Annotated in this window: 13 protein-coding genes and 1 pseudogene; 9 read left to right on the forward strand and 5 right to left on the reverse strand. The window is 66.9% G+C overall.

Annotated elements, in window-relative coordinates; all coding sequences use genetic code 11:
* Positions 1-241: 241 nt before the first annotated feature.
* Both QX128_RS17005 and QX128_RS17010 read right to left on the reverse strand, forming a co-directional pair.
* Positions 242-607: a DUF1304 domain-containing protein gene (locus QX128_RS17005; protein ID WP_316238015.1), complete on the reverse strand. Its 366-nt coding sequence runs from the start codon at positions 605-607 to the stop codon at positions 242-244.
* 93 nt (positions 608-700) lie between these two features.
* Positions 701-3,496: a [protein-PII] uridylyltransferase gene (locus tag QX128_RS17010; RefSeq protein WP_316238016.1), complete on the reverse strand. Its 2,796-nt coding sequence runs from the start codon at positions 3,494-3,496 to the stop codon at positions 701-703.
* A gap of 288 nt (positions 3,497-3,784) precedes the next feature.
* On the opposite strand from QX128_RS17010, the pseudogene QX128_RS17015 reads away from it, so the two are divergent.
* The 3 genes and pseudogenes from QX128_RS17015 to QX128_RS17025 form a co-directional block, all read left to right on the forward strand.
* Positions 3,785-4,094 (forward strand): annotated as a pseudogene (locus tag QX128_RS17015) (ABC transporter ATP-binding protein); the annotation flags it as partial.
* 57 nt (positions 4,095-4,151) lie between these two features.
* Complete coding sequence (locus tag QX128_RS17020) at positions 4,152-4,667, forward strand: OsmC family protein (protein ID WP_315803820.1); 516 nt, start codon at positions 4,152-4,154, stop codon at positions 4,665-4,667.
* A gap of 214 nt (positions 4,668-4,881) precedes the next feature.
* Positions 4,882-5,691: a hypothetical protein gene (locus QX128_RS17025; protein WP_316238017.1), complete on the forward strand. Its 810-nt coding sequence runs from the start codon at positions 4,882-4,884 to the stop codon at positions 5,689-5,691.
* On the opposite strand, the gene QX128_RS17030 is transcribed toward QX128_RS17025, so the two are convergent.
* Positions 5,683-6,681: a hypothetical protein gene (locus QX128_RS17030; RefSeq protein WP_316238018.1), complete on the reverse strand. Its 999-nt coding sequence runs from the start codon at positions 6,679-6,681 to the stop codon at positions 5,683-5,685. The two genes, QX128_RS17025 and QX128_RS17030, sit on opposite strands and share 9 nt — an antisense overlap.
* Before the next feature lie 340 nt (positions 6,682-7,021).
* A complete protein-coding gene (mutS, locus tag QX128_RS17035; RefSeq protein ID WP_316238019.1) occupies positions 7,022-9,754 on the reverse strand; it encodes a DNA mismatch repair protein MutS in 2,733 nt (910 codons plus the stop codon).
* Between the two features lie 592 nt (positions 9,755-10,346).
* Here mutS and pcaF point away from each other — a divergent pair.
* The 6 genes from pcaF to QX128_RS17065 all read left to right on the forward strand — a co-directional run bounded on the left by pcaF (position 10,347) and on the right by QX128_RS17065 (position 17,527).
* A complete protein-coding gene (pcaF, locus tag QX128_RS17040; RefSeq protein ID WP_315803817.1) occupies positions 10,347-11,555 on the forward strand; it encodes a 3-oxoadipyl-CoA thiolase in 1,209 nt (402 codons plus the stop codon).
* 132 nt (positions 11,556-11,687) lie between these two features.
* Positions 11,688-12,581, forward strand: coding sequence for a dioxygenase (locus QX128_RS17045; protein ID WP_316179181.1), 894 nt, complete (start codon positions 11,688-11,690; stop codon positions 12,579-12,581).
* Positions 12,582-12,641: 60 nt separating this feature from the next.
* Positions 12,642-13,706, forward strand: coding sequence for a phosphotransferase (locus QX128_RS17050; RefSeq protein ID WP_316179183.1), 1,065 nt, complete (start codon positions 12,642-12,644; stop codon positions 13,704-13,706).
* Positions 13,707-13,956: 250 nt separating this feature from the next.
* Entirely contained in the window at positions 13,957-15,123 is a 1,167-nt protein-coding gene (locus QX128_RS17055; RefSeq protein WP_316238020.1) for a PspA/IM30 family protein, read from the forward strand.
* Between the two features lie 22 nt (positions 15,124-15,145).
* Entirely contained in the window at positions 15,146-15,796 is a 651-nt protein-coding gene (locus tag QX128_RS17060; RefSeq protein ID WP_316238021.1) for an OB-fold-containig protein, read from the forward strand.
* A 36-nt stretch (positions 15,797-15,832) separates the two neighbouring features.
* Positions 15,833-17,527, forward strand: a complete 1,695-nt coding sequence (locus QX128_RS17065) for a flotillin family protein (RefSeq protein ID WP_315803813.1) — start codon at positions 15,833-15,835, stop codon at positions 17,525-17,527.
* Positions 17,528-17,791: 264 nt separating this feature from the next.
* On the opposite strand, the gene QX128_RS17070 is transcribed toward QX128_RS17065, so the two are convergent.
* Positions 17,792-19,348, reverse strand: a complete 1,557-nt coding sequence (locus QX128_RS17070; RefSeq protein WP_316238022.1) for a DHA2 family efflux MFS transporter permease subunit — start codon at positions 19,346-19,348, stop codon at positions 17,792-17,794.
* Between the last annotated feature and the right edge of the window lie 4 nt (positions 19,349-19,352).

Here is a 19,352-nt window from a genome sequence, read left to right on the forward strand (position 1 = left end):
AGTGTGGAGGAACGGCTTGGCGGACGCAAGGCGAGGGGAGCGCGGGTGGGGCGGTTCCGCGGGGCGGGGGCGTGTGCTGATTTCGTCGCCTTTCGGCGAGAGCATTGGCCTCATGGTTCGAGACGCGCCGCAAAGGCGGCGCTCCTCACCATGAGGGTGGAGATTGCGCCGCGAATTCCGCCCTCGTCCTGAGGAGCCCGCCGGAGGCCGGCGTCTCGAAGGACGGCCGCAAACTCGATGGTCAGCCCGCGAGCCAGACCAGCACGAGGCCGATCGCGGCCGGCACGCTCTGGATGAACAGGATCTTGCGGCTCGCGGTGGCCGCGCCGTAAAGCCCGGCGACCAGCACGCAGAGCAGGAAGAAGATCTTGATCTGGAACGCGAAGGCCGGCGCCGGGTGGGCCAGGCCCCAGAACAGGCCGGCGGCGAGGAAGCCGTTGTAGAGGCCCTGATTGGCGCCGAGCACCTTGGTCTGCTCCGCGCGCTCCGGCGTGTTGTTGAACGCCCTCAAGCCGGCCGGCTTGGTCCAGAGAAACATCTCCAGCACGAGAATGTAGACGTGCAGCAGGCCGATCAGCCCGACGACGATGTTTGCAATCAATGCCATGGTTCGGCTCCCCCAAGCCTGCGTGAGCCGGCGCTGGTGCCGGTCCCCTTTTTCAAATCGGCTCCGAGCGGCTCAGGGCCGCGCGATGGTCCCTCATGCCGCCGGTTGAGCGGCCGCGTCGTCGTTCGCCAGCAGATGCAGCAGCGCGCTCTTGATCGCGGCCTGCCGGGTCGGCGCGTTGATCTGCGCGCCCAGGAGGTCGGTGACGTAGAACACGTCGCGGGCGCGCTCGCCGAAGGTGGCGACATGGGCGGAGGCGATGTTGAGGTTCAGCTTCGAGATCGCCGTGGTCAGCTCGTAGAGCAGGCCGGGCCGGTCGAGGCCGGAGACCTCGATGACAGTGTAGAGCTCCGACCATTGATTGTTGATGGTCACTTCCGGCTCGACCGAGAACGCCTTGTGCTGCTTGCCGCGCGTGGTGCGCCGCGCCACCGCGTCGGGCAGCCGCAGCTTGCCTTCCAGCACCTGCTCGATGGTCTCGCCGATCCGGGTCGCGCGCCGGCCCTCGTCCTCGTCGCGCTCATACTCGCGGGAGATCGCGATGGTATCGAGCGCGCGCCCGTCGGTCGTGGTGTAGATCTGGGCGTCGACGATGTTGGCGCCGGCCGAGGCGCAGGCGCCTGCGATGATCGATAGCAGCCAGGGGTGGTCCATCGCGAAGATCGTCAGCTCGGTGACGGCGCGGGCCGGATCGAAGCCGACATTGATCGCGAGCTTGTGTCCCGCATCCTCGCTCGATCGCACGAAGCGGGCATGGCGGATCTTGCGCGGCAGCTCGACCTTGAGCCAGTAGGCCGGATAATGCCGGCCGATATAGGTGTTGAGCTCGTCCTCCGGCCAGTCGGTGAAGGCGTTGCGGAATTCGGCCTGCGCCGCGGTAATGCGCTTGGCGCGGTTGACCTCGGAGAAGCCGCCGGTCAGCACCGGCTCGGTCTCGTAATACAGCGTGCGCAGGAGCTGCGCCTTCCAGCCGTTCCAGACGCCGGGGCCGACGCCGCGAATGTCTGCGGTGGTCAGGATGGTCAGCAGCTTCATCTGCTCGACGGACTGCACCACGGCGGCGAAATTCTCGATCGTCTTGCGGTCCGACAGGTCGCGCGACTGCGCCACCGTCGACATCGTCAGATGCTCCTCGATCAGCCAGGCGACCAGTTCGGTGTCGGCATTGTTGAAGCCGAGCCGCGGGCACAGCCGGCGCGCGATCTTGGCGCCGGCGATGGAATGGTCCTCGGGGCGGCCCTTGGCAACGTCGTGCAGCAGCACGGTGATGTAGATGACGGCGCGGTGCTCGGGCCGGATCTTGCGCATCAGGTCGGAGGCCAGGGTGAACTCGTCGATGCCGCCGCGCTCGATCTCCTGCAGGAAGCCGATGCAGCGGATCAGGTGCTCGTCGACCGTGTAGTGATGATACATGTTGAACTGCATCATCGAGACGATGCGGCCGAAGGCGCGGATGAAGTGGCCGAGCACGCCGGTCTCGTTCATCCGCCGCAGCACGACCTCGGCATCGTTGGAGGTCAGGATCTCCATGAACAGCCGGTTGGCCTCGGGATCGTCGCGCAGGTCGGTGTTGATCAGGTTCAACGAGCGCGTGACCGCACGCATCGCGTCGGGATGGAAGGCGAGGTTGTTCTTCTGCGCCAGCCGGAAGATGCGGATCAGATTGATCGGATCGTGCTTGAAGACGTCGGGCGCGGCGAGGTTGATGCGGTTGTTGTCGACGATGAAGTCGTCGCTCTCCGGCACGCGCCGCCAGGTCGAGCCGGTGGTCAGGCGCGAGATCATCCGGCTCAGCACCGGCGCCGGCTTGGCCTGCTGGTCCTCGAGCTTGGCGCACAGGATCGCGGTGAGATTGCCGACCTCCTTGGCGACCAGGAAGTAGTGCTTCATGAAGCGCTCGACATCCTGCATGCCGGGATGGCTGGTGTAGCCCAGCCGCACCGCGATCTCGCGCTGCAGGTCGAACGACAGCCGTTCTTCCGGACGCCCGCTGACGAAATGCAGGTTGCAGCGCACCGACCACAGGAAGTCCGCGCAGCGCCGGAAGGTGCGGTATTCATGCGCGTCGAACACGCCGCGCTCGACCAGCTCGGCGGTCTCGCGCACGCGGTAGACGTATTTGGCGATCCAGAACAGCGTGTGCAGGTCGCGCAGGCCGCCCTTGCCGTCCTTGACGTTGGGCTCGACCAGATAGCGCGACTGGCCGCCGCGGCGATGCCGCTCCTCGCGCTCGGCGAGCTTGGCGGCGACGAACTCGGCGGCGGTGCCCTGCACAACCTCGCTGTCGAAACGCGCGACCAGCTCGTCATAGAGCGGCCGGTCGCCTGCAAGATAACGCGTCTCCAGGATGGCGGTCCGGATCGTCATGTCGCCGCGCGCCTGGCGGATCGACTCGTCGACCGAGCGGGTCGCGTGGCCGACCTTCAGGCCCATGTCCCACAGCGAATACAGGATGGCTTCGGCCACCTGCTCGCCCCAGGCGGTCTGCTTGTAGGGCAGGATGAACAGCAGATCGATGTCGGACTCCGGCGCCATCAGGCCGCGGCCATAGCCGCCGGTGGCGACCACCGCCATGCGCTCGGCGCCGCTCGGTACCTGCGAGCGATAGAGGTGCTGGGTGGCCGCGGCGTAGAGGATGCGAATGATCTCGTCCTGCACGAAGCAGAGTTGCTCGGCGCAGCGCCGGCCATGCCTGTCCTTCAGCAGTTGCGCCTGGGCCGCCGCGCGCGCCTTGACCAGCTCGGCCTTGAGGAATTGCACCACGGCCGCGCGGAACATGTCCTCGCGTCCCGAATGCTGCGCGGCCAGCGCGTCGACCGCAGCCGCGATGCCGGCGCTGTCGAAATCGGAAACGCTGTCGGGGTGGGAATGGGGGGCGACGCTGTCCATGGCTGCAACCGGATATCGAACAAGGCCTGTGCTGTCACGAAACTTCCAATGCAACAATCGATCCATGCTGTCATCGGTGGTCACGGGATGATGATCGTTCTGAACCGCGCCGTCGAAAGGAAAAGCAATTCTCGCGCGCTTCCGGAATAAACTCTTGTAATAAAAGAGAGATTTCCGAGGCTCCAAGGGAGCTGCGACGGGTGATTGTCGGGGCGCGGATTTGCTGCGGTTGCGGCCGTGGTTCTACTGGGGGGCGACGCTTGACGCGCGGCCGAGCCGGTGAATGAGGTCTGCGGCGCGCGTGCGCTCTGCCGCGACGAGCCGTTCTCGGCGCTCGACGCCCTCACCCGCAAGGACCTGCAGGATCATCTTCTCGATCTCTGGACTCGTGCTGGCCGACCGCGTGCTGGTGATGCGGCCGCATCCCGGCCGGCTGTTCGAGGAGATCACCATCAATCTGTCGCGGCCGCGGGACCGCAACGCGCCCTTGTTCGACCACTTCAAGCGCCACGTGCTGACCGCGCTGGACCGCTCGCTCGACCGGACGATGCCGGACACGCAGGGCAGGCGTGAGCCCGGCGGCGGCCTGTGGTGGTGACAGCGGCAGCCGGTCCCGGTACATCTCGTCTGAAATAAATCCGGGAGAGAACGACAAATGGATGCTGCCGAGCTGCGCGCCATGCAGGCGCCGATCAAGGAACGCTACAAGGCCGACCCGTCCGCCGCCGTGATCACCTTGAAGGCCAAGGGTGAGGTCGGGCAGGAGGGGCTGACCTGCAAGCTCGAGACCGGGCGCGCGCTTGCCGTGGCTGGTCTGCATCCGGGAACCGGCGGCTCCGGGCTCGAGCTGTGCTCCGGCGACATGCTGCTGGAGGCGCTGGTCGCCTGCGCCGGCGTCACCTTGAAATCGGTCGCGACCGCGGTCGAGGTGCCGCTCAAGAGCGGCCATGTGCTGGCCGAAGGCGATCTCGATTTCCGCGGCACGCTCGGCGTCGACAAGGAGGCCCCGGTCGGCTTCCAGGAGATCCGCCTGCGCTTCGAGGTCGACACCGACGCCCCGCAGGACAAGCTCGACCTGCTGCTCAAGCTCACCGAGCGCTATTGCGTGGTCTATCAGACCATCAAGAACGGCCCGAAGGTGTCGGTCAGTCTGAAGCGGGTGGCGGCGTAGCCCTTCGTTCATTCTGTGTCCCGCCGTTGGTGAGCGCGAGCCGGCGAGGCGCGCTCGGTCTGCGCCTCCCCCGCGCGCGGGGGAGGTCGCATCGCAGATGCGAGGCGGGTGGGGGAATTCTCTCCACACGACGTGCACCACCCGAGCCGCGCCCCCACCCCGGCCCTCCCCCGCAAGCGGGAGAGGGAGCCCACCGCCGCTGCGGCATGAGCTGATGTCCCTCGATCCTTCCTTCCTGCTGCTGCTGGCCCTGCGCATGGCGATCGCCGCGTCATTCGTGGTCTCGGCGTCGATGATCGCCGAGCGCACGGGACCCGTCATTGGCGCGCTAGTCGCGACCCTGCCGATCTCGGCGGGGCCGACCTACGTGTTCCTCGCGCTCGACCACGACGCCGCCTTCATCGCGCAGGGCGCGCTGACCAGCCTGCCGATCAATGCCGCGACGATCTTCCTCAGTCTCGCCTATGCCGTGCTGGCGCAGCGCCACAGCGTGGGGGTGGCGAGCGCCACCGCCGTCGCGGTGTGGCTTGGTCTCGCCGCCCTAATCAAGAGCGTCGAGTGGACACTGTCGATGGGCATCGCTGCCAACGTCGTGACCTTTGCGATCTGCCTGCCGCAGCTCGCGCGCTACCGTCATGCAAAGATGCCGCTGATCACACGGCGCTGGTACGACGTTCCCTTACGCGCCTCGCTGGTCGCGACGCTGGTTGCGACCGTGACCTCGGTGTCGGGCTGGGCCGGCCCGAGCGTCTCCGGCATCCTGGCGCTGTTTCCGATCGTCTTCACCTCGATGATGCTGATCCTGCAGCCGCGCATCGGCGGACCCGCGACCGCGGCCGTGCTGGCCAACGGTGCCTGGGGCCTGATCGGCTTCTCGCTCGCCGTCGTCGTGCTGCATCTCGGCAGCCTGCATCTCGGTGCGGCGTTCGGTCTGAGTGGCGCGCTGGCGACCTGTGTCGGCTGGAATCTCGGCCTGTGGTGGCTGGGGCGGCGGAAGGCGGCGGGCGTCCGACCGTTACGATAGACGTGGACGCCGGCGCAGGAAGTCGGCGCGCGATCGCACCGATGGGTTCTTGTCCTGCTCGAAATGCGCGATCAGCCGGTCTTCGTCAGGGACGGCCGCACGACTGGCGATCAGCGCATCGGTTGCAGCACGCCGCACGATCACCGATGCGTCGCGCGCCGCCTGCCAGAACAGATCAGGCGGCAGTGCGATGTCCTGCAGGGGACGGTGATCGAGTTTCGGAACGCGCTTCCTGATGCCGTAGACCTTGTCGATCCATTGCCACTCATAGCCCGCGAACCAGGTGACGTTGCCTGTCAGCAGGCTGCGATAGGCAATGGCCCTCACCTGCGGCTGGATCGCCGATGCGGCCAGGGCCGGTAGATACTGATCGATCGCAGGATTGCGCGCGAGTAGACGCAGATACTTGGCCAGCGAGCCGTTCGCCGTCCGTTGCAGGAAGCCGGCAATGATCGGCAGCACGTCCGGCCTGCCGAAAACGTCATCGAGCAGGTCGGCTTCGCGGCTCCAGCGTCCCCAACTGTGTCGGCGATCGAGGAGATAGGGGGCACTGCTTGCTGCAACTTCCGGAACGATCTGACGTTGGACGCGCTGCACATAGCGCGCGGCGGCACGTCGGACCGGCTCGGCCCAATCATTCAACCGCCAAGCGACAGCGGCAAGAAAGAACGCAGACTCGGGCGGTCTTTGCAACGAATCGAGGGCTGCTTCGCGAACATGGCCGCTCGGATGAAATAGGAAAATCCAAGCATAGTTCGGAGCTCGTCGCATCAGGGCAAGATCACGGACATAGATCGGCTCGTCGGTGAATGCACCGATCAGGCGATCCATCAATAATGGCTCCCAGCCGAGACGCGCCGCCAGCGCGATCTCGCGGGAAGCCAGAACAACCAGATGATGTGGAACGGCAGAGAGGTCCGCCAGAATAGCCGGCAACTCGTCATCCCAGTTCTCGCGAGTGGACGCCAGCGCCGACAGCTTGGCAGTCAAGGCGGTAGACAGCACTGTACGAGAACGCGTGGTCATCTCGCCAGAATGACAGTCTCGCGCAAATTTTGAAAGGGGAGACGACGTTCCTCATTGCTTGCGAGTCTGCCTTTGGCCTGTCCCCATCCACCCGACAAACCGCCGCCGCCTCGACCGCTTTCTCCACCGTCATCGCGAGCGCAGCGCGCAATGACGGAGAGTGTGGACCGAGCTGCCTCCCCATCCCTGCTGTCATTCCGGGGCGCGCGTAGCGCGAACCCGGAATCCATTGGACCGCATGTGCCGACGAGAAATGGATTCCGGGTTCGCGCTGATGCGCGCCCCGGAATGACGGAGAAACAAATCAGTTGCGCGGCAGCTTCGCCTTCAGCCGATACAGCGCGTCCATCGCCTCGCGCGGCGTCATCTCGTCGGGATGCAGCGCCGTCACCGCGGCGATCAGCTCCTCCGTCTCCTTCGACATCGCAGGCTCCACGGCCGCGCGCGACGGCACCGCGAACAGCGGCAGGTCGTCGACCAGCGCACGCGCGCTCTGGCCGCGGTCCTGAGCCTCCAGCTTCGCCAGCACCGATTTGGCGCGGCTGATCACCGCCGGGGGGAGACCGGCGAGCTTCGCCACCTGAATGCCGTAAGAGCGGTCGGCCGAGCCGGGCAGCACCTCGTGCAGGAACACCACGTCGCCCTGCCATTCCTTGACCCGCACCGTGGCATTGAACAGCCGCGGCAGCTTGGCGGCGAGGGCTGTCAGCTCATGGTAATGCGTCGCGAACAGCGTGCGGCAGCGGTTGCTCTCGTGCAGATGCTCGATCGCCGCCCAGGCAATGGAGAGACCGTCGAACGTCGCGGTGCCGCGTCCGATCTCGTCGAGGATCACCAGCGCGCGCTCGCCGGCCTGGTTGAGGATCGCGGCGGTCTCGACCATCTCGACCATGAAGGTCGAACGTCCGCGCGCGAGATCGTCTGCGGCGCCGACGCGCGAGAACAGCCGGTCGACGATGCCGATGCGGGCGCGGCTCGCCGGCACGAAGCTGCCGATCTGCGCCAGCAAGGCGATCAGCGCGTTCTGACGCAGGAAGGTCGATTTACCCGCCATGTTCGGACCGGTGAGCAGCCACAGCTGGCCGCTCTTGTGTCCCGGCGTCGGCGACAGGTCGCAGGAATTGGCGATGAACGGCTGACCCTCGCGCTTCAGGGCCTGCTCGACCACCGGATGGCGGCCACCTTCGATGGCAAAGCCGAGCGAGCCATCGACCTCGGGCCTGACGTAGTTGTCGTCGACCGCGAGCTTGGCGAGGGCGGTGGCGACATCCAGCATCGCAAAGCCATGCGCGGCGGCGCGCAGATCGTCGCCGATCGCGAGCGCGGCCGCACACAGCCGGTCGAAGATCTCGAGCTCGAGATTGAGCGCGCGCTCGCCGGCATTGGCGATCTTGGCCTCGATCTCGCCGAGCTCCGACGTGGTGAAACGCACCTGGCCGGCCAGCGTCTGGCGATGGATGAAGGTCGCGTTCAACGGTGCCGTCATCAGCTTGTCGCCGTGCTGCGCGGTGACCTCGACGAAATAGCCGAGCACGTTGTTGTGCCGGATCTTGAGTGCCTTCACGCCGGTCTGGTCGGCGTAGCGCGCCTGCATCGAGGCGACGACGAGCCGCGAGGCGTCGCGCAGATTGCGCGTCTCGTCCAAGGTCGCATCATAGCCTGATCGAACGAAGCCGCCGTCGCGCTTGATCAGCGGCAGCTGCTCGTCGAGCGCGCGGGCGAATTCGTCGGCCAGCGCGCGCGCCGGCCGCGCCAGCGCGGCCATCACCGAGGCGATCTCCTGCGGCGGCTGGTCGAGCGCCGACAGCCGCTCCAGCGCCTGGTCGGCGGCGAGGATGCCATCGCGCAGAGCGGCGAGATCGCGCGGGCCGCCGCGGCCGACCGAGAGCCGCGCCATCGCGCGGGTCATGTCGGGCGCGCCGCGCAGGATCGAGCGGATGTCCTCGCGTGCGGCGCTGTCGGCAACGAAGACGTTGACCGCGTCGAGCCTTCGCCCGATCTGCGCGGGCTCGGTCAGCGGCGCAGCGAGGCGTTGCGCGAGGAGACGCGAGCCGGCCGAGGTCACCGTGCAGTCGATGGCGTCGAGCAGCGAGCCGCGCCGCTCGCCGGCGAGCGTGCGCGTCAATTCGAGATTGGCGCGGGTCGCCGGATCGATCGCCATGGTGCTGCCGGTCGCCTCGCGCGCTGGCGGCGCCAGCGGCGGGCGCTGGCCCACTTGCGTGCGCTCGACATAGGTGACGCAGGCAGCGGCGGCGGTCGCCTCCAGCCGCGACAGCACCGCGAGCCCGTCCATGGTCGCGACCGCGAAATAGTCGCACAGCCGCCGCTCTGCGGTGGCGCCGTCGAACACGTCGCGGGTCAGCGGCGTCACGGCGGTAAGCTCGCGCAGCACAGGCTCGAACGCCGCGTCCGAATACAGCGCGTCGGAGACGATGACCTCGTTCGGGTTGATACGGGCCAGCGTCGCCGTGAGCTCGACAAAGGCACATTCGGTGACGATGAAGTCCGAAGTCGAGATGTCGATCCAGGCGAGCCCGAGCCGGTCGCCGCCGGACGAGCCGCGGCTGCGCGCGATCGCCAGCAGATAGTTGTTGGCGCGCGCGTCGAGCAGATTGTCTTCCGTCAAGGTGCCCGGCGTCACCACGCGCACCACGCCGCGCTTGACCACGCTCTTGTTGCCGCGCGCCCGCGCCGCCGCCGGATCCTCCATCTGCTCGCACACGGCGACGCGGATGCCTTGCGCGATCAAGCGATGCAGATAGTCCTCGGAGCGCTCCACCGGCACGCCGCACATCGGGATATCCTGGCCCAGGTGCTTGCCGCGCTTGGTCAGCACGATGCCGAGCGCTTTCGAGGCGACCTCCGCATCCTCGAAGAACAGCTCGTAGAAGTCGCCCATCCGGTAGAACAGCATCAGCCCCGGATGCGCTGCCTTGATGTCGAGATACTGCTCCATCATCGGCGTGAGCTTGGCCGGCGCCTCGGCGGGCGCGGTGTCAGGCGGAACCGGGGCGGAGATGGGTTGCTGGATCGTCATGGCGCGGAAACTAGCCAATTTGCCCGGACGGTCCTACCGCTTTGCAGGCGATGTCCCGGTTTTCCACGATGGCGATTCTTGCCCTGATCGACCGCTTGTGAGGGGCGCCGCTCTCTCCTCTCGTCATTCCGGGCCGTGCGCAGCACGAACCCGGAATCCATCGTGCGGCATCACGCGCAGCCGGATGGATTCCGGGCTCGCCGCGCTGCGCGCGCCGCCCCGGAATGATGGCGAGTGTGGCGCGACGGTGTTCGCCAAACTTGCGGTTCGGGCAGTGAAAGTCGTTGCGCCTCCCCCGCGCTTGTCCGCCGTAGCTCGAGGAGCGAAGGCGGATGCGGGGGAGGTCGTATCGCATCGAAGATGCGATACGGGTGGGGGACGTCTCTCCACACGACGAGTGGCGCTTGGGGCGGCCCCCACCCCAACCCTCCCCCGCAAGCGGGGGAGGGGGCGCACCGTGTGCGGGGAGACGGTGTGCGCACGCCATTGTCGGCGCATAGCACCCCGCGTCCCCGTCATTTGACCTGCCTCCAGGGCACTCCTAAAACCGCCGTCAATTCTGACCAGAAACACGAAAGTTCGGGAGAGAGCGATGCGAGACGTGTTCATTTGTGATGCGGTGCGGACTCCGATCGGCCGCTTCGGCGGCGCGCTGGCCAAGGTGCGCACCGACGATCTCGCGGCCACCCCGCTCAAGGCGCTCAAGGCGAAGCATCCCAATCTCGACTGGGCTGCCGTCGACGAGGTGTTCTTCGGCTGCGCCAACCAGGCTGGCGAGGACAACCGCAACGTCGCGCGCATGGCGCTGCTGCTCGCGGGCCTGCCGGATTCCATTCCCGGCCAGACCTTGAACCGTCTCTGCGCCTCCGGCCTCGACGCGGTCGGCGCGGCGGGACGTGCGATCCGCGCCGGCGAGGTCGATCTGGCGATCGCCGGCGGCGTCGAATCCATGACGCGCGCGCCGTTCGTGCAGGGCAAGGCGACGGAAGCGTTCTCGCGCTCGGCCGAGATCTTCGACACCACGATCGGCTGGCGCTTCATCAATCCCTTGATGAAGCAGCAGTATGGCGTCGACTCCATGCCGGAGACCGGCGAGAACGTCGCCGAGGAATTCCAGGTCTCGCGCGCCGACCAGGACGCGTTCGCGATCCGCTCCCAGCAGCGCGCCGGAAAGGCGATCGCGTCGGGCTATTTCGCCGCCGAGATCACGCCGGTCATGGTGCCCGGCGGCAAGGCCGGCCCTGTGACGGTGGACAAGGATGAGCATCCGCGCCCCGAGACCACGCTCGAAGGCCTCGCCAAGCTGAAGCCGATCGTGCGCAATCCCGGCACCGTCACGGCCGGCAACGCCTCCGGCGTCAATGACGGCGCCGCCGCCATGATTCTCGCCTCGGAAGCGGCGGTGAAGAAGCACGGCCTCACGCCCCGCGCGCGCGTGCTCGGTCTCGCCTCCGCCGGCGTGCCGCCGCGCATCATGGGCATCGGCCCGGTGCCGGCGGTGCGCAAGCTGATGGAGCGGCTCGGCCTGAAGATCAGCGATTTCGACCTGATCGAGCTCAACGAGGCGTTCGCCTCCCAGGGCATCGCCTGCCTGCGCCAGCTCGGCGTCGCCGAGGACGCCGATTTCGTCAACCCGCATGGCGGCGCCATCGCGCTGGGACACCCGCTCGGCATGAGCGGCGCGCGCATCGCGATGACCGCGGTGCACGGCCTTGAGGTGCGCGGCGGCAAGCGTGCGCTGGCCACGATGTGCGTCGGCGTCGGTCAGGGCGTCGCGCTGGCGGTCGAGATGATCAACTGATCCCAAACCCTCATCCTGAGGAGCCCGCCTCTTGGCGGGCGTCTCGAAGGATGAGGCCCGGCACTGGCCTCATGGTTCGAGACGGCGCTTCGCGCCTCCTCACCATGAGGGGAAACAGCGGAGAGCGCCGCCATGACCATCTCCCGCGAACAGGACGTCACGCCGGCCGTATTGGCGGTGATGGAGCGCACCGAGAATCCGCGGCTGCGCGAGATCATGGTGTCGCTGATCAAGCACCTGCACGGCTTCGTCCGCGATGTCAGGCTGACCGAGGCGGAATTTCGCGAAGCCGCCGCCATCATTGCCGAGCTCGGACAGCGCACCAACGACACGCATAACGAAGTCGTGCTGATGGCCGGCTCGCTCGGCGTCTCGCCGCTGGTCTGCCTGCTCAACAATGGCGATGGCGGCAACACAGAGACGGCGCAGTCGCTGCTTGGCCCGTTCTGGCGGCTGAATTCGCCTGTTACCGAGAACGGCGGCTCGATCGTGCGTTCGGCGACGCTGGGTCCGGCGTTGTTCGTGCACGGGCGCGTGGTCGATCCGAAGGGCGCGCCGATTGCCGGCGCCGAGGTCGACGTCTGGCACGCCTCGCCGGTCGGCTATTACGAGAACCAGGATCCGGAGCAGGCCGACATGAACCTGCGCGGCAAGCTCGTGACCGACGCCGACGGCCGCTTCTGGTTTCGCTCGGTGATGATGGTCGGCTACCCCATCCCGACCGACGGCGTCGTCGGCCGTCTCCTGAAGGCGCAGGGCCGCCATCCCTATCGCCCGGCGCATCTGCATGCGCTGATCGTCAAGCCCGGCTTCAAGGTCCTGATCTCGCAGGTCTACGACCCCAACGACCCGCACATCGACAGCGACGTGCAGTTCGGCGTGACCAAGGCGCTGCTCGGCAACTTCATTCGCCACGATGCGCCGCACCCGACGGAGGTCGATATCACCGCGCCCTGGTACTCGCTCGATCACGTCTACCGGATGGAAGCCGGCGACACCGTACTGCCGCGGGCGCCGATCAAGTAGCGCTCAACGACTTCCATGCTAGTGTGGGCCAGGCTGCAACCCTGAAGGGATAGGGCCCGCATGGCCTCAACCGACTTGCCCTCCGCTGCCGAGCCTGCCGCGTTGACGGCCACGATGCGCGACGCGGGCGTGCTCGATTCTGGCACGGTGTCGGATGTCACCGTGATCAGCGACCGCCCGATGCTGGTGTCGCGCATCATCCGTCTTGGGCTGACCTATGATGGCGCCGCGCCGGATGCGCCGAAGACGCTGATCCTGAAGACCCCGCTGCCGGCCTTTGCCAAGACGCTGTGGCAGGGCGGCCGCCACGAGGTCACCTTCTATCGGGAGCTGGCACGGGTCATGCCGCCGCGCCTCGTGCCGGGCGGCTTCGGCGGTGCCTGGGACGAAGGCGCCATGACCTGGCACCTGCTGCTGGAGGATCTCACCGACACCCATCGGATGGCGACACAATGGCCGCTGCCGCCGACCGTGCCGGACGCCGAGCGAATCGTGCGCGCGCTGGCGCGGCTGCATGCGGCGTGGTGGGACGATCCGCGGCTCGGCGTGAGCGTCGGTAGCTTCGCGACACCAGAGCAGACGGCGGCGAATGTCAGCGAGTTTGCCGGCCACTACGCGCGCTTCGCCGATCAGCTGGGTGACCGGCTGAGCGCAGAGCGTCGCGCCATCTACGAGCGTTTCCTCGCGGCCACGCCACAGCTTCTGGAGCGCTATCATTCGCGGCGAAATCTCAGCATCGCCCATGGCGATGCGCATGTCTGGAATTTCCTCGTGCCCAAGGCCGCAGGCAGCGATGACGTCCGTGTGTTCGATTTCGACCATTGGCGGATCAACGTGCCGGCGCAGGATCTCGCCTACATGATCGCGCTGCATCTCTTTCCCGAGCGCCGCTCCGTCGTCGAGCGGCCATTGCTCGACTGCTATCACGAGACGTTGGTTGCGCATGGTGTCACCGGCTATGACCGCGCGGCGCTCGATCGGGACTATCGTTACGCCGTGCTGTGGCACATCACCAAGCCGGTCTGGCAATGGGCGATCGAGATCCCGCCGCTGATCTGGTGGGCTCATCTGGAGCGCATCTTCCGCGCCATCGACGACCTCGGCTGCCGCGATCTGCTGGACTGATCGTCCCGACATCCACTGAGGTCGCTGCACGTCAGGCGTGTTCATCGCGACGTTGCACGTCAATGCCGTGCTTTTGGCGCTGCCGTTATCAGCCGTCTTAACGATCACCAGAGATTGTTCATCGGCCTTAAACCGCCGGATGGGGGCGGCGCGACATATCTGCATGTGCACGGCGTTCGGCGTGGTCACGGAAAGGTGCGGCTCCCCAGGGGTAGAGGGTGGCTTGCGAAAGCACGAAAATAGTGCTTTGATGTTCCTCATGGCCGGAATTTACGATCAGGCTGTTCGCTACCGTCTCGTCCCCAACTCCGAGGCGCGGGCGGCGATCGAGGCGACCTTCGCCGATTATGCCCGGATGATGGACATGCTCGACGAGATCGCTGCCGCCAAAGGCATCGGCGCCAATCTGGTCGCGCTGCACGGCCATGCCTATGGGCCGGTCCGCAAGGCCACCCGGCTGCCCTCGCGCCTGGTCACGCTCGGCCTGCGCGACCGCGCCGCCTATCGCGCCGCATCGACCCCGCGACTGCCGCTCGACGACCGCCTGGTGAATGTTCGGGACGCCGGCACGCTGTCGCTCGGCACCGCGCTCGGCCGCTTCACCATCCCGTTCGAGGTCACCGGCTATGCCGCGGGCTGGACGCACGCGACGCCGGCGCAACTCGTCCGCACCGATAATGGCGACGTCGAAGTCCGTTTCGGCGTCACCGCCAGCTCACATCCGACCATCAGCCCAGGAAAGGACCACGTCATGCTCGCCGAACACGCGCCGGCTCCCGACACGCTCCTGTCACGCGCCGGGCGCCTCATCGCCGGCATCGCCTATGGAGCGATCGAAAAGGCCGAGGACAAGAACCGGGTCGCGCTGGTCAGCCAGGCGATCCGCGAGATCGAGCAGGCCGAGCGCGAATCGCGCGAGAGCCTGTCGCATGCGCGCGCCGAGGAATATCGGCTCAACGCCCGCCGCGCCGAGATCGAGCGCGAGACGACCGTGCTGGCTGAGCAGGTCCGCGTCGCCATCGCCGAGCACCGCGACGATCTCGCCCGCGCCGGCATCGCCCGGCAGATGGATCTCGAAGCCCAGTTCGAGGTGCTGTCGAAGGCGATCGACGAGAATGCCGAGCGCGTCGATGCGGTGCTCACGACGCTGCGTGCGATCCTGTCGAGCCTGCAGGACGCGCAGGCGCGTCTCGTCGAGCTCGAGCGCAGCGAGGCGCTCGCCGAGCAGCCGAAGGCCACATCGCGCAAGTCTGGCGATACCGGCCTCGCCAGGGCCGCGCGCGCCTCCCGCGTCATCGCCCGCGCGACCGGCGTGCCGGAAGGCATCGCGCCGTCGCCCGACATCGACGAATTGTCGAAGCTGAAGCGCGACAAGGACATTGCCGAGCGGCTGGCGCGGCTGAAATCGCAGAATTGAACGGGCAGGGGCGCGTCGTCCCATGACCATCGTCGACCATTTCATGCAACCCGAGGTGCGGCCGTTCGCGATCGCCGCCGTGATGATCGTGCTGGTCGGCGGCGTCGAGATCGGCTCGATGCTGATCGGCCTGTCGATCAGCGAGCTGCTCGGCCAGACCGTCGATCTCGGTCACGACGGCGACAGCACCAGCGTCGGTCACGTGCTGTCCTGGATCAATGTCGGCGGTGTGCCGCTGATGATCTGCATCCTGCTCGCGCTCGGCATCTTCTCGATCACGGGTTTTCTCATCCAGGATGCCGCGCGGCTGGTAGCGGTGGCGCTGCCGCCAACGGCCGCGGGCATGCTCGCCGCCGTCGTCACCGTGCCGCTGCTGCGCAGCTCGACGCGCTATGCGGCGCGGCTGGTCCCGCAGGATGAGAGCTATGCGGTCGGCCTGTCCGATCTCGTCGGCCGCACCGGTGAGGTCGCGGTCGGCCCGCTCGACGGCGGGCTGCCCGGCCGCGTTCGCGTCAAGGACGTCCACGGCAATTGGCACATGGTGACGGCCTCGGCCGCGCCGGACTCACCAGCCTTGCTGGTGGGCGCGTCGGTTCTCCTCGTCGACCGCAAGGACGGCCGCTTCATCGCGATCGCCGCAGCCGACGAGCTCACGAGCTCCAAGACACTTTAGCCCCAAGACACTTTCCTCAACCCGAAAGTAAATCCCATGTTTGATCTGGTTCTGCCTGCGTCGATCGGCGTTGTGCTGCTGGTCGTTCTCGGCACTGTCTTTGCCGTTCTCTACCATCGTTCCACCCGCGACGAGGCGTTCGTGCGCACCGGCCTCGGCGGCAAGAAGGTGGTGCTCGACGGCGGCGCCGTGGTGCTGCCGATCTTCCACTCCATCGCGCGCGTGAATCTGAAGACGCTGCGGCTGCGCGTCGAGCGCTCGAAGAAGGATTCGCTGATCACCAAGGACCGCATGCGCGTGGACATCGACGCCGAATTCTACGTGCGCGTGAAACCCGACGTCGATTCGATCGCGCTGGCCGCGCAGACGCTCGGCGCCGTCACCAACAATGCCGAATTGCTGCGCGACCAGGTCGAGGCCAAGTTCGTCGACGGACTGCGCTCGGTCGCGGCGACGATGGAGCTGTTGGACCTGCAGGAGAAGCGCTCGGATTTCGTCAAGCACGTCCAGGCCGCGGTCGAGGCCGACGTGCAGTCCAACGGCCTGGAGCTGGAATCGGTGTCGCTGACCAAGCTCGACCAGACCGACATCTCGTTCTTCAACGCCGAGAACTTCTTCGACGCCGAAGGCCTCACTCTCTTGAAAACGGTCACCGAGACCCGCCGCCGCGACCGCAACGCGATCGTGCGCGACAACGAGGTCGCGATTGCGCAGAAGGACCTCGAGGCGCGCCAGCTCACCCTGACGATCGAGCGCACCAAGAAGGAGGCCGAGCTCAGCCAGGAGCGCGACATCGCCAACAAGACCGCGAGCACCCGCGCCGAGGTTGCGAGCGCCACCCAGACCGCGTGGCAGACCGAGGAGAATGCCCGCATCGAGGCGCAGCAGAAGATCGCCCAGCGCGAAGCCGAGGCATTGAAGGTGCGCGAGACCGCGGCGATCGAAAGCAATCTCGCGATCAACCGCCGCAAGACCGACGCCGACCGCGAGATCCAGATCGCCACCCAGGACAACGACATCCAGATCGCGACCAAGAGCAAGGAAACCTCGGAGGCCCGCGCGGTCGCCAAGGCGGCCGAGGCGCTCGCGGTCTCCGCGGAGGAAAAGGTGACGACGGCGCGCGCCATCGAGATCGCCGATCGCGAGCGTCAGACCGCGGTCATGGCGGCGCGGAAAGAGGCCGAGCAGCGCTCGACCGGCATCACCGTTGCAGCCGAGGCCGAGAAGCGCGCCGCGGTCGATCGCGGCGCGGCGGCGAAGACCCTGGCCGAAGCGGAGGCCGAGGCCAACAAGATCAAGGCCGTCGGCGTGCGCCAGATCGGCGAGGCGGAAGCCGCGGTGATCCTGATGAAGAACGAGGCGCAGAACAAGCTCGGCAGCAACGTGATCGATTTCGAGCTCGCCAAGCAGCGCATCGCGACCATGCCCGCCGCGCTCGGCGAGATGGTCAAGCCGATCGCCAACCTGAAGGACGTCCGCATCCTGCACACCGGTGGCGCCTTCGGCGGCAACGGCAATGTCGGCGCTGGCGGCAATGTCGGCTTCGGCGAAGGCCTCGCCGGCGAGCTGCTGCGCGTGCACGCGCTGAAGCCCTTGATCGACGAGATCCTGGTGCAGTCCGGATTCAAGCCCGGCGACGATCCGGTGCAGGCGCTGGCGGGTGTGATCGTGCCGGCCACGGAGACGAATACCGCTGCCGGGCCGAAGATCGAGCCACTGCAGAAGCCGTAAGCAAGACACATGAAAAGGGAAGCCCCGGGGCTGGGGGCGGCGCTGGAGGAGCCACCGCCCCCGCCCGGCACATCACGAGTGGGGCGCTCATGAGGTGCAGTCTCTGCGCGCAACTCATACGCAGAGAACCGAGTGGGGTGAACAGAAGATAGCCTGAAACGCGCCGGATTGAAGTTACAAATCCATCACGTCGTGGTCACCTTTTTGCTATCCCGACCCCACCGTGTCTCGATAGCGTACGCATTTTCCGTCGCGGGGAAGCGGTCACTCCATCACGGCGTGGTCGGCCGGGGCAGACTGGGCGCGCAGCGCGCTGCGCGTCGAGCCGATCATGACCGCGAGCGGGATCGACACCAGGATGAACGTCATGACCAGCTGGTAGTCGTGCGAGAAGGCCAGGATCTGCGCCTGCACCATGACCATCGCGTCGGCCATTGCGCGCCCGGCATCGGTGGACAGGTTCAACAGGCCGGCGACATTGGGCATCTGCAGGGCGTGATTGAACGGATTGATGTGCTCGACCAGGATCGCGTGGTTGCGCCGCGTTCCCTCGGTGAGCTGCGCGATCGCGATGGAGATGCCGATCGAGCTTGCGACATTTCGCACCAGGGTCAGCATCGAGGTTCCATCCGTGCGCAACTCGCCCGGCAGCGTCAGGAACGCAACGGTCGAGAGCGGCACGAAGACGAGGCCGAAGCCGAACCCCTGCATGATGCTGATGGTGATGATCTCGGGCACGCCGGTCTGGTCGGTCCACGCCGTCATCTGGAACAATGACAGCGCCGTCAGCGCCAGCCCGACCACGATCAAGGTCCGCGCCTCGATGTAGCGCAGCAGGCGGCCGACCAGCATCATCGCGACGAAGGTGCCGCAGCCGCGGGTCGCGAGCAGGACGCCGGCGGTGATGATGGGATAGCCGATGACGTTCTGCAGATAGGGCGAGGACAGCGCCATGGTCGAGAACAGCACCAAGCCCATCACCGTCATGAACACGCAGCCGCCGACGAAGTTGCGGTCCTTGAACAGCGCGAACTGGATGAACGGGCGCCGCGTCGTCAGCGAATGCGCCAGGAAATAATAGAAGCCGACGCCGGCGACGATGAACTCGATGATGATCTCGTTGCTCTCCAGCCAGCCCTGATCCTCGCCGCGGTCGAGCGCGATCTGCAGCGAGCCGATGCCGATGGCGAGCGCGGCGAAGCCGAACCAGTCGAAGGTCAGCTCCGCGTTCGGCTTGGTTTCCTCCATGAACGCCATCAGGCCGAGCACGGTCACGGCGCCGAACGGCAGGTTGACGAAGAACACCCAGTGCCAGGAATAGGTCTCGGTCAGCCAGGCGCCGAGCGACGGCCCCATGATCGGGCCGAGCATCACGCCCATGCCCCAGATGGCCATCGCCTTGGCGCGCTCATGCAGCGCGTAGGAGTCGAGCATCACCGCCTGCGACAGCGGCACCAGCGAGGCACCGAACACGCCCTGCAGCAGGCGGAACAGCACCATCTGCGTGATGTCCTGGGCCAGCCCGCACATCACGGACGCGATGGTGAAGCCGGCCGAGCAGACGATGAAGGTGCGCTTGCGGCCGAAGCGGTTGGCGATCCATCCCACCGGCGCGGTCATGATCGCGGCGGCGACGATGTAGGACGTCAGCACCCAGTTGATCTGGTCCTGCGACGCCGACAGGGTGCCCTGCATGTAGGGCAGCGCGACGTTGGCGATGGTGGTGTCGAGCGCCTGCATGATCGTCGCCGTCATTGCGCAGATCGTCACCATGTTCCGGCGCAGGCCCGGAACCGCCGATGAGGCTGCCGGCGCGGTCATGACG

Source organism: Bradyrhizobium sp. SZCCHNR1015, assembly GCF_032489875.1.
Taxonomy (GTDB): domain Bacteria; phylum Pseudomonadota; class Alphaproteobacteria; order Rhizobiales; family Xanthobacteraceae; genus Bradyrhizobium.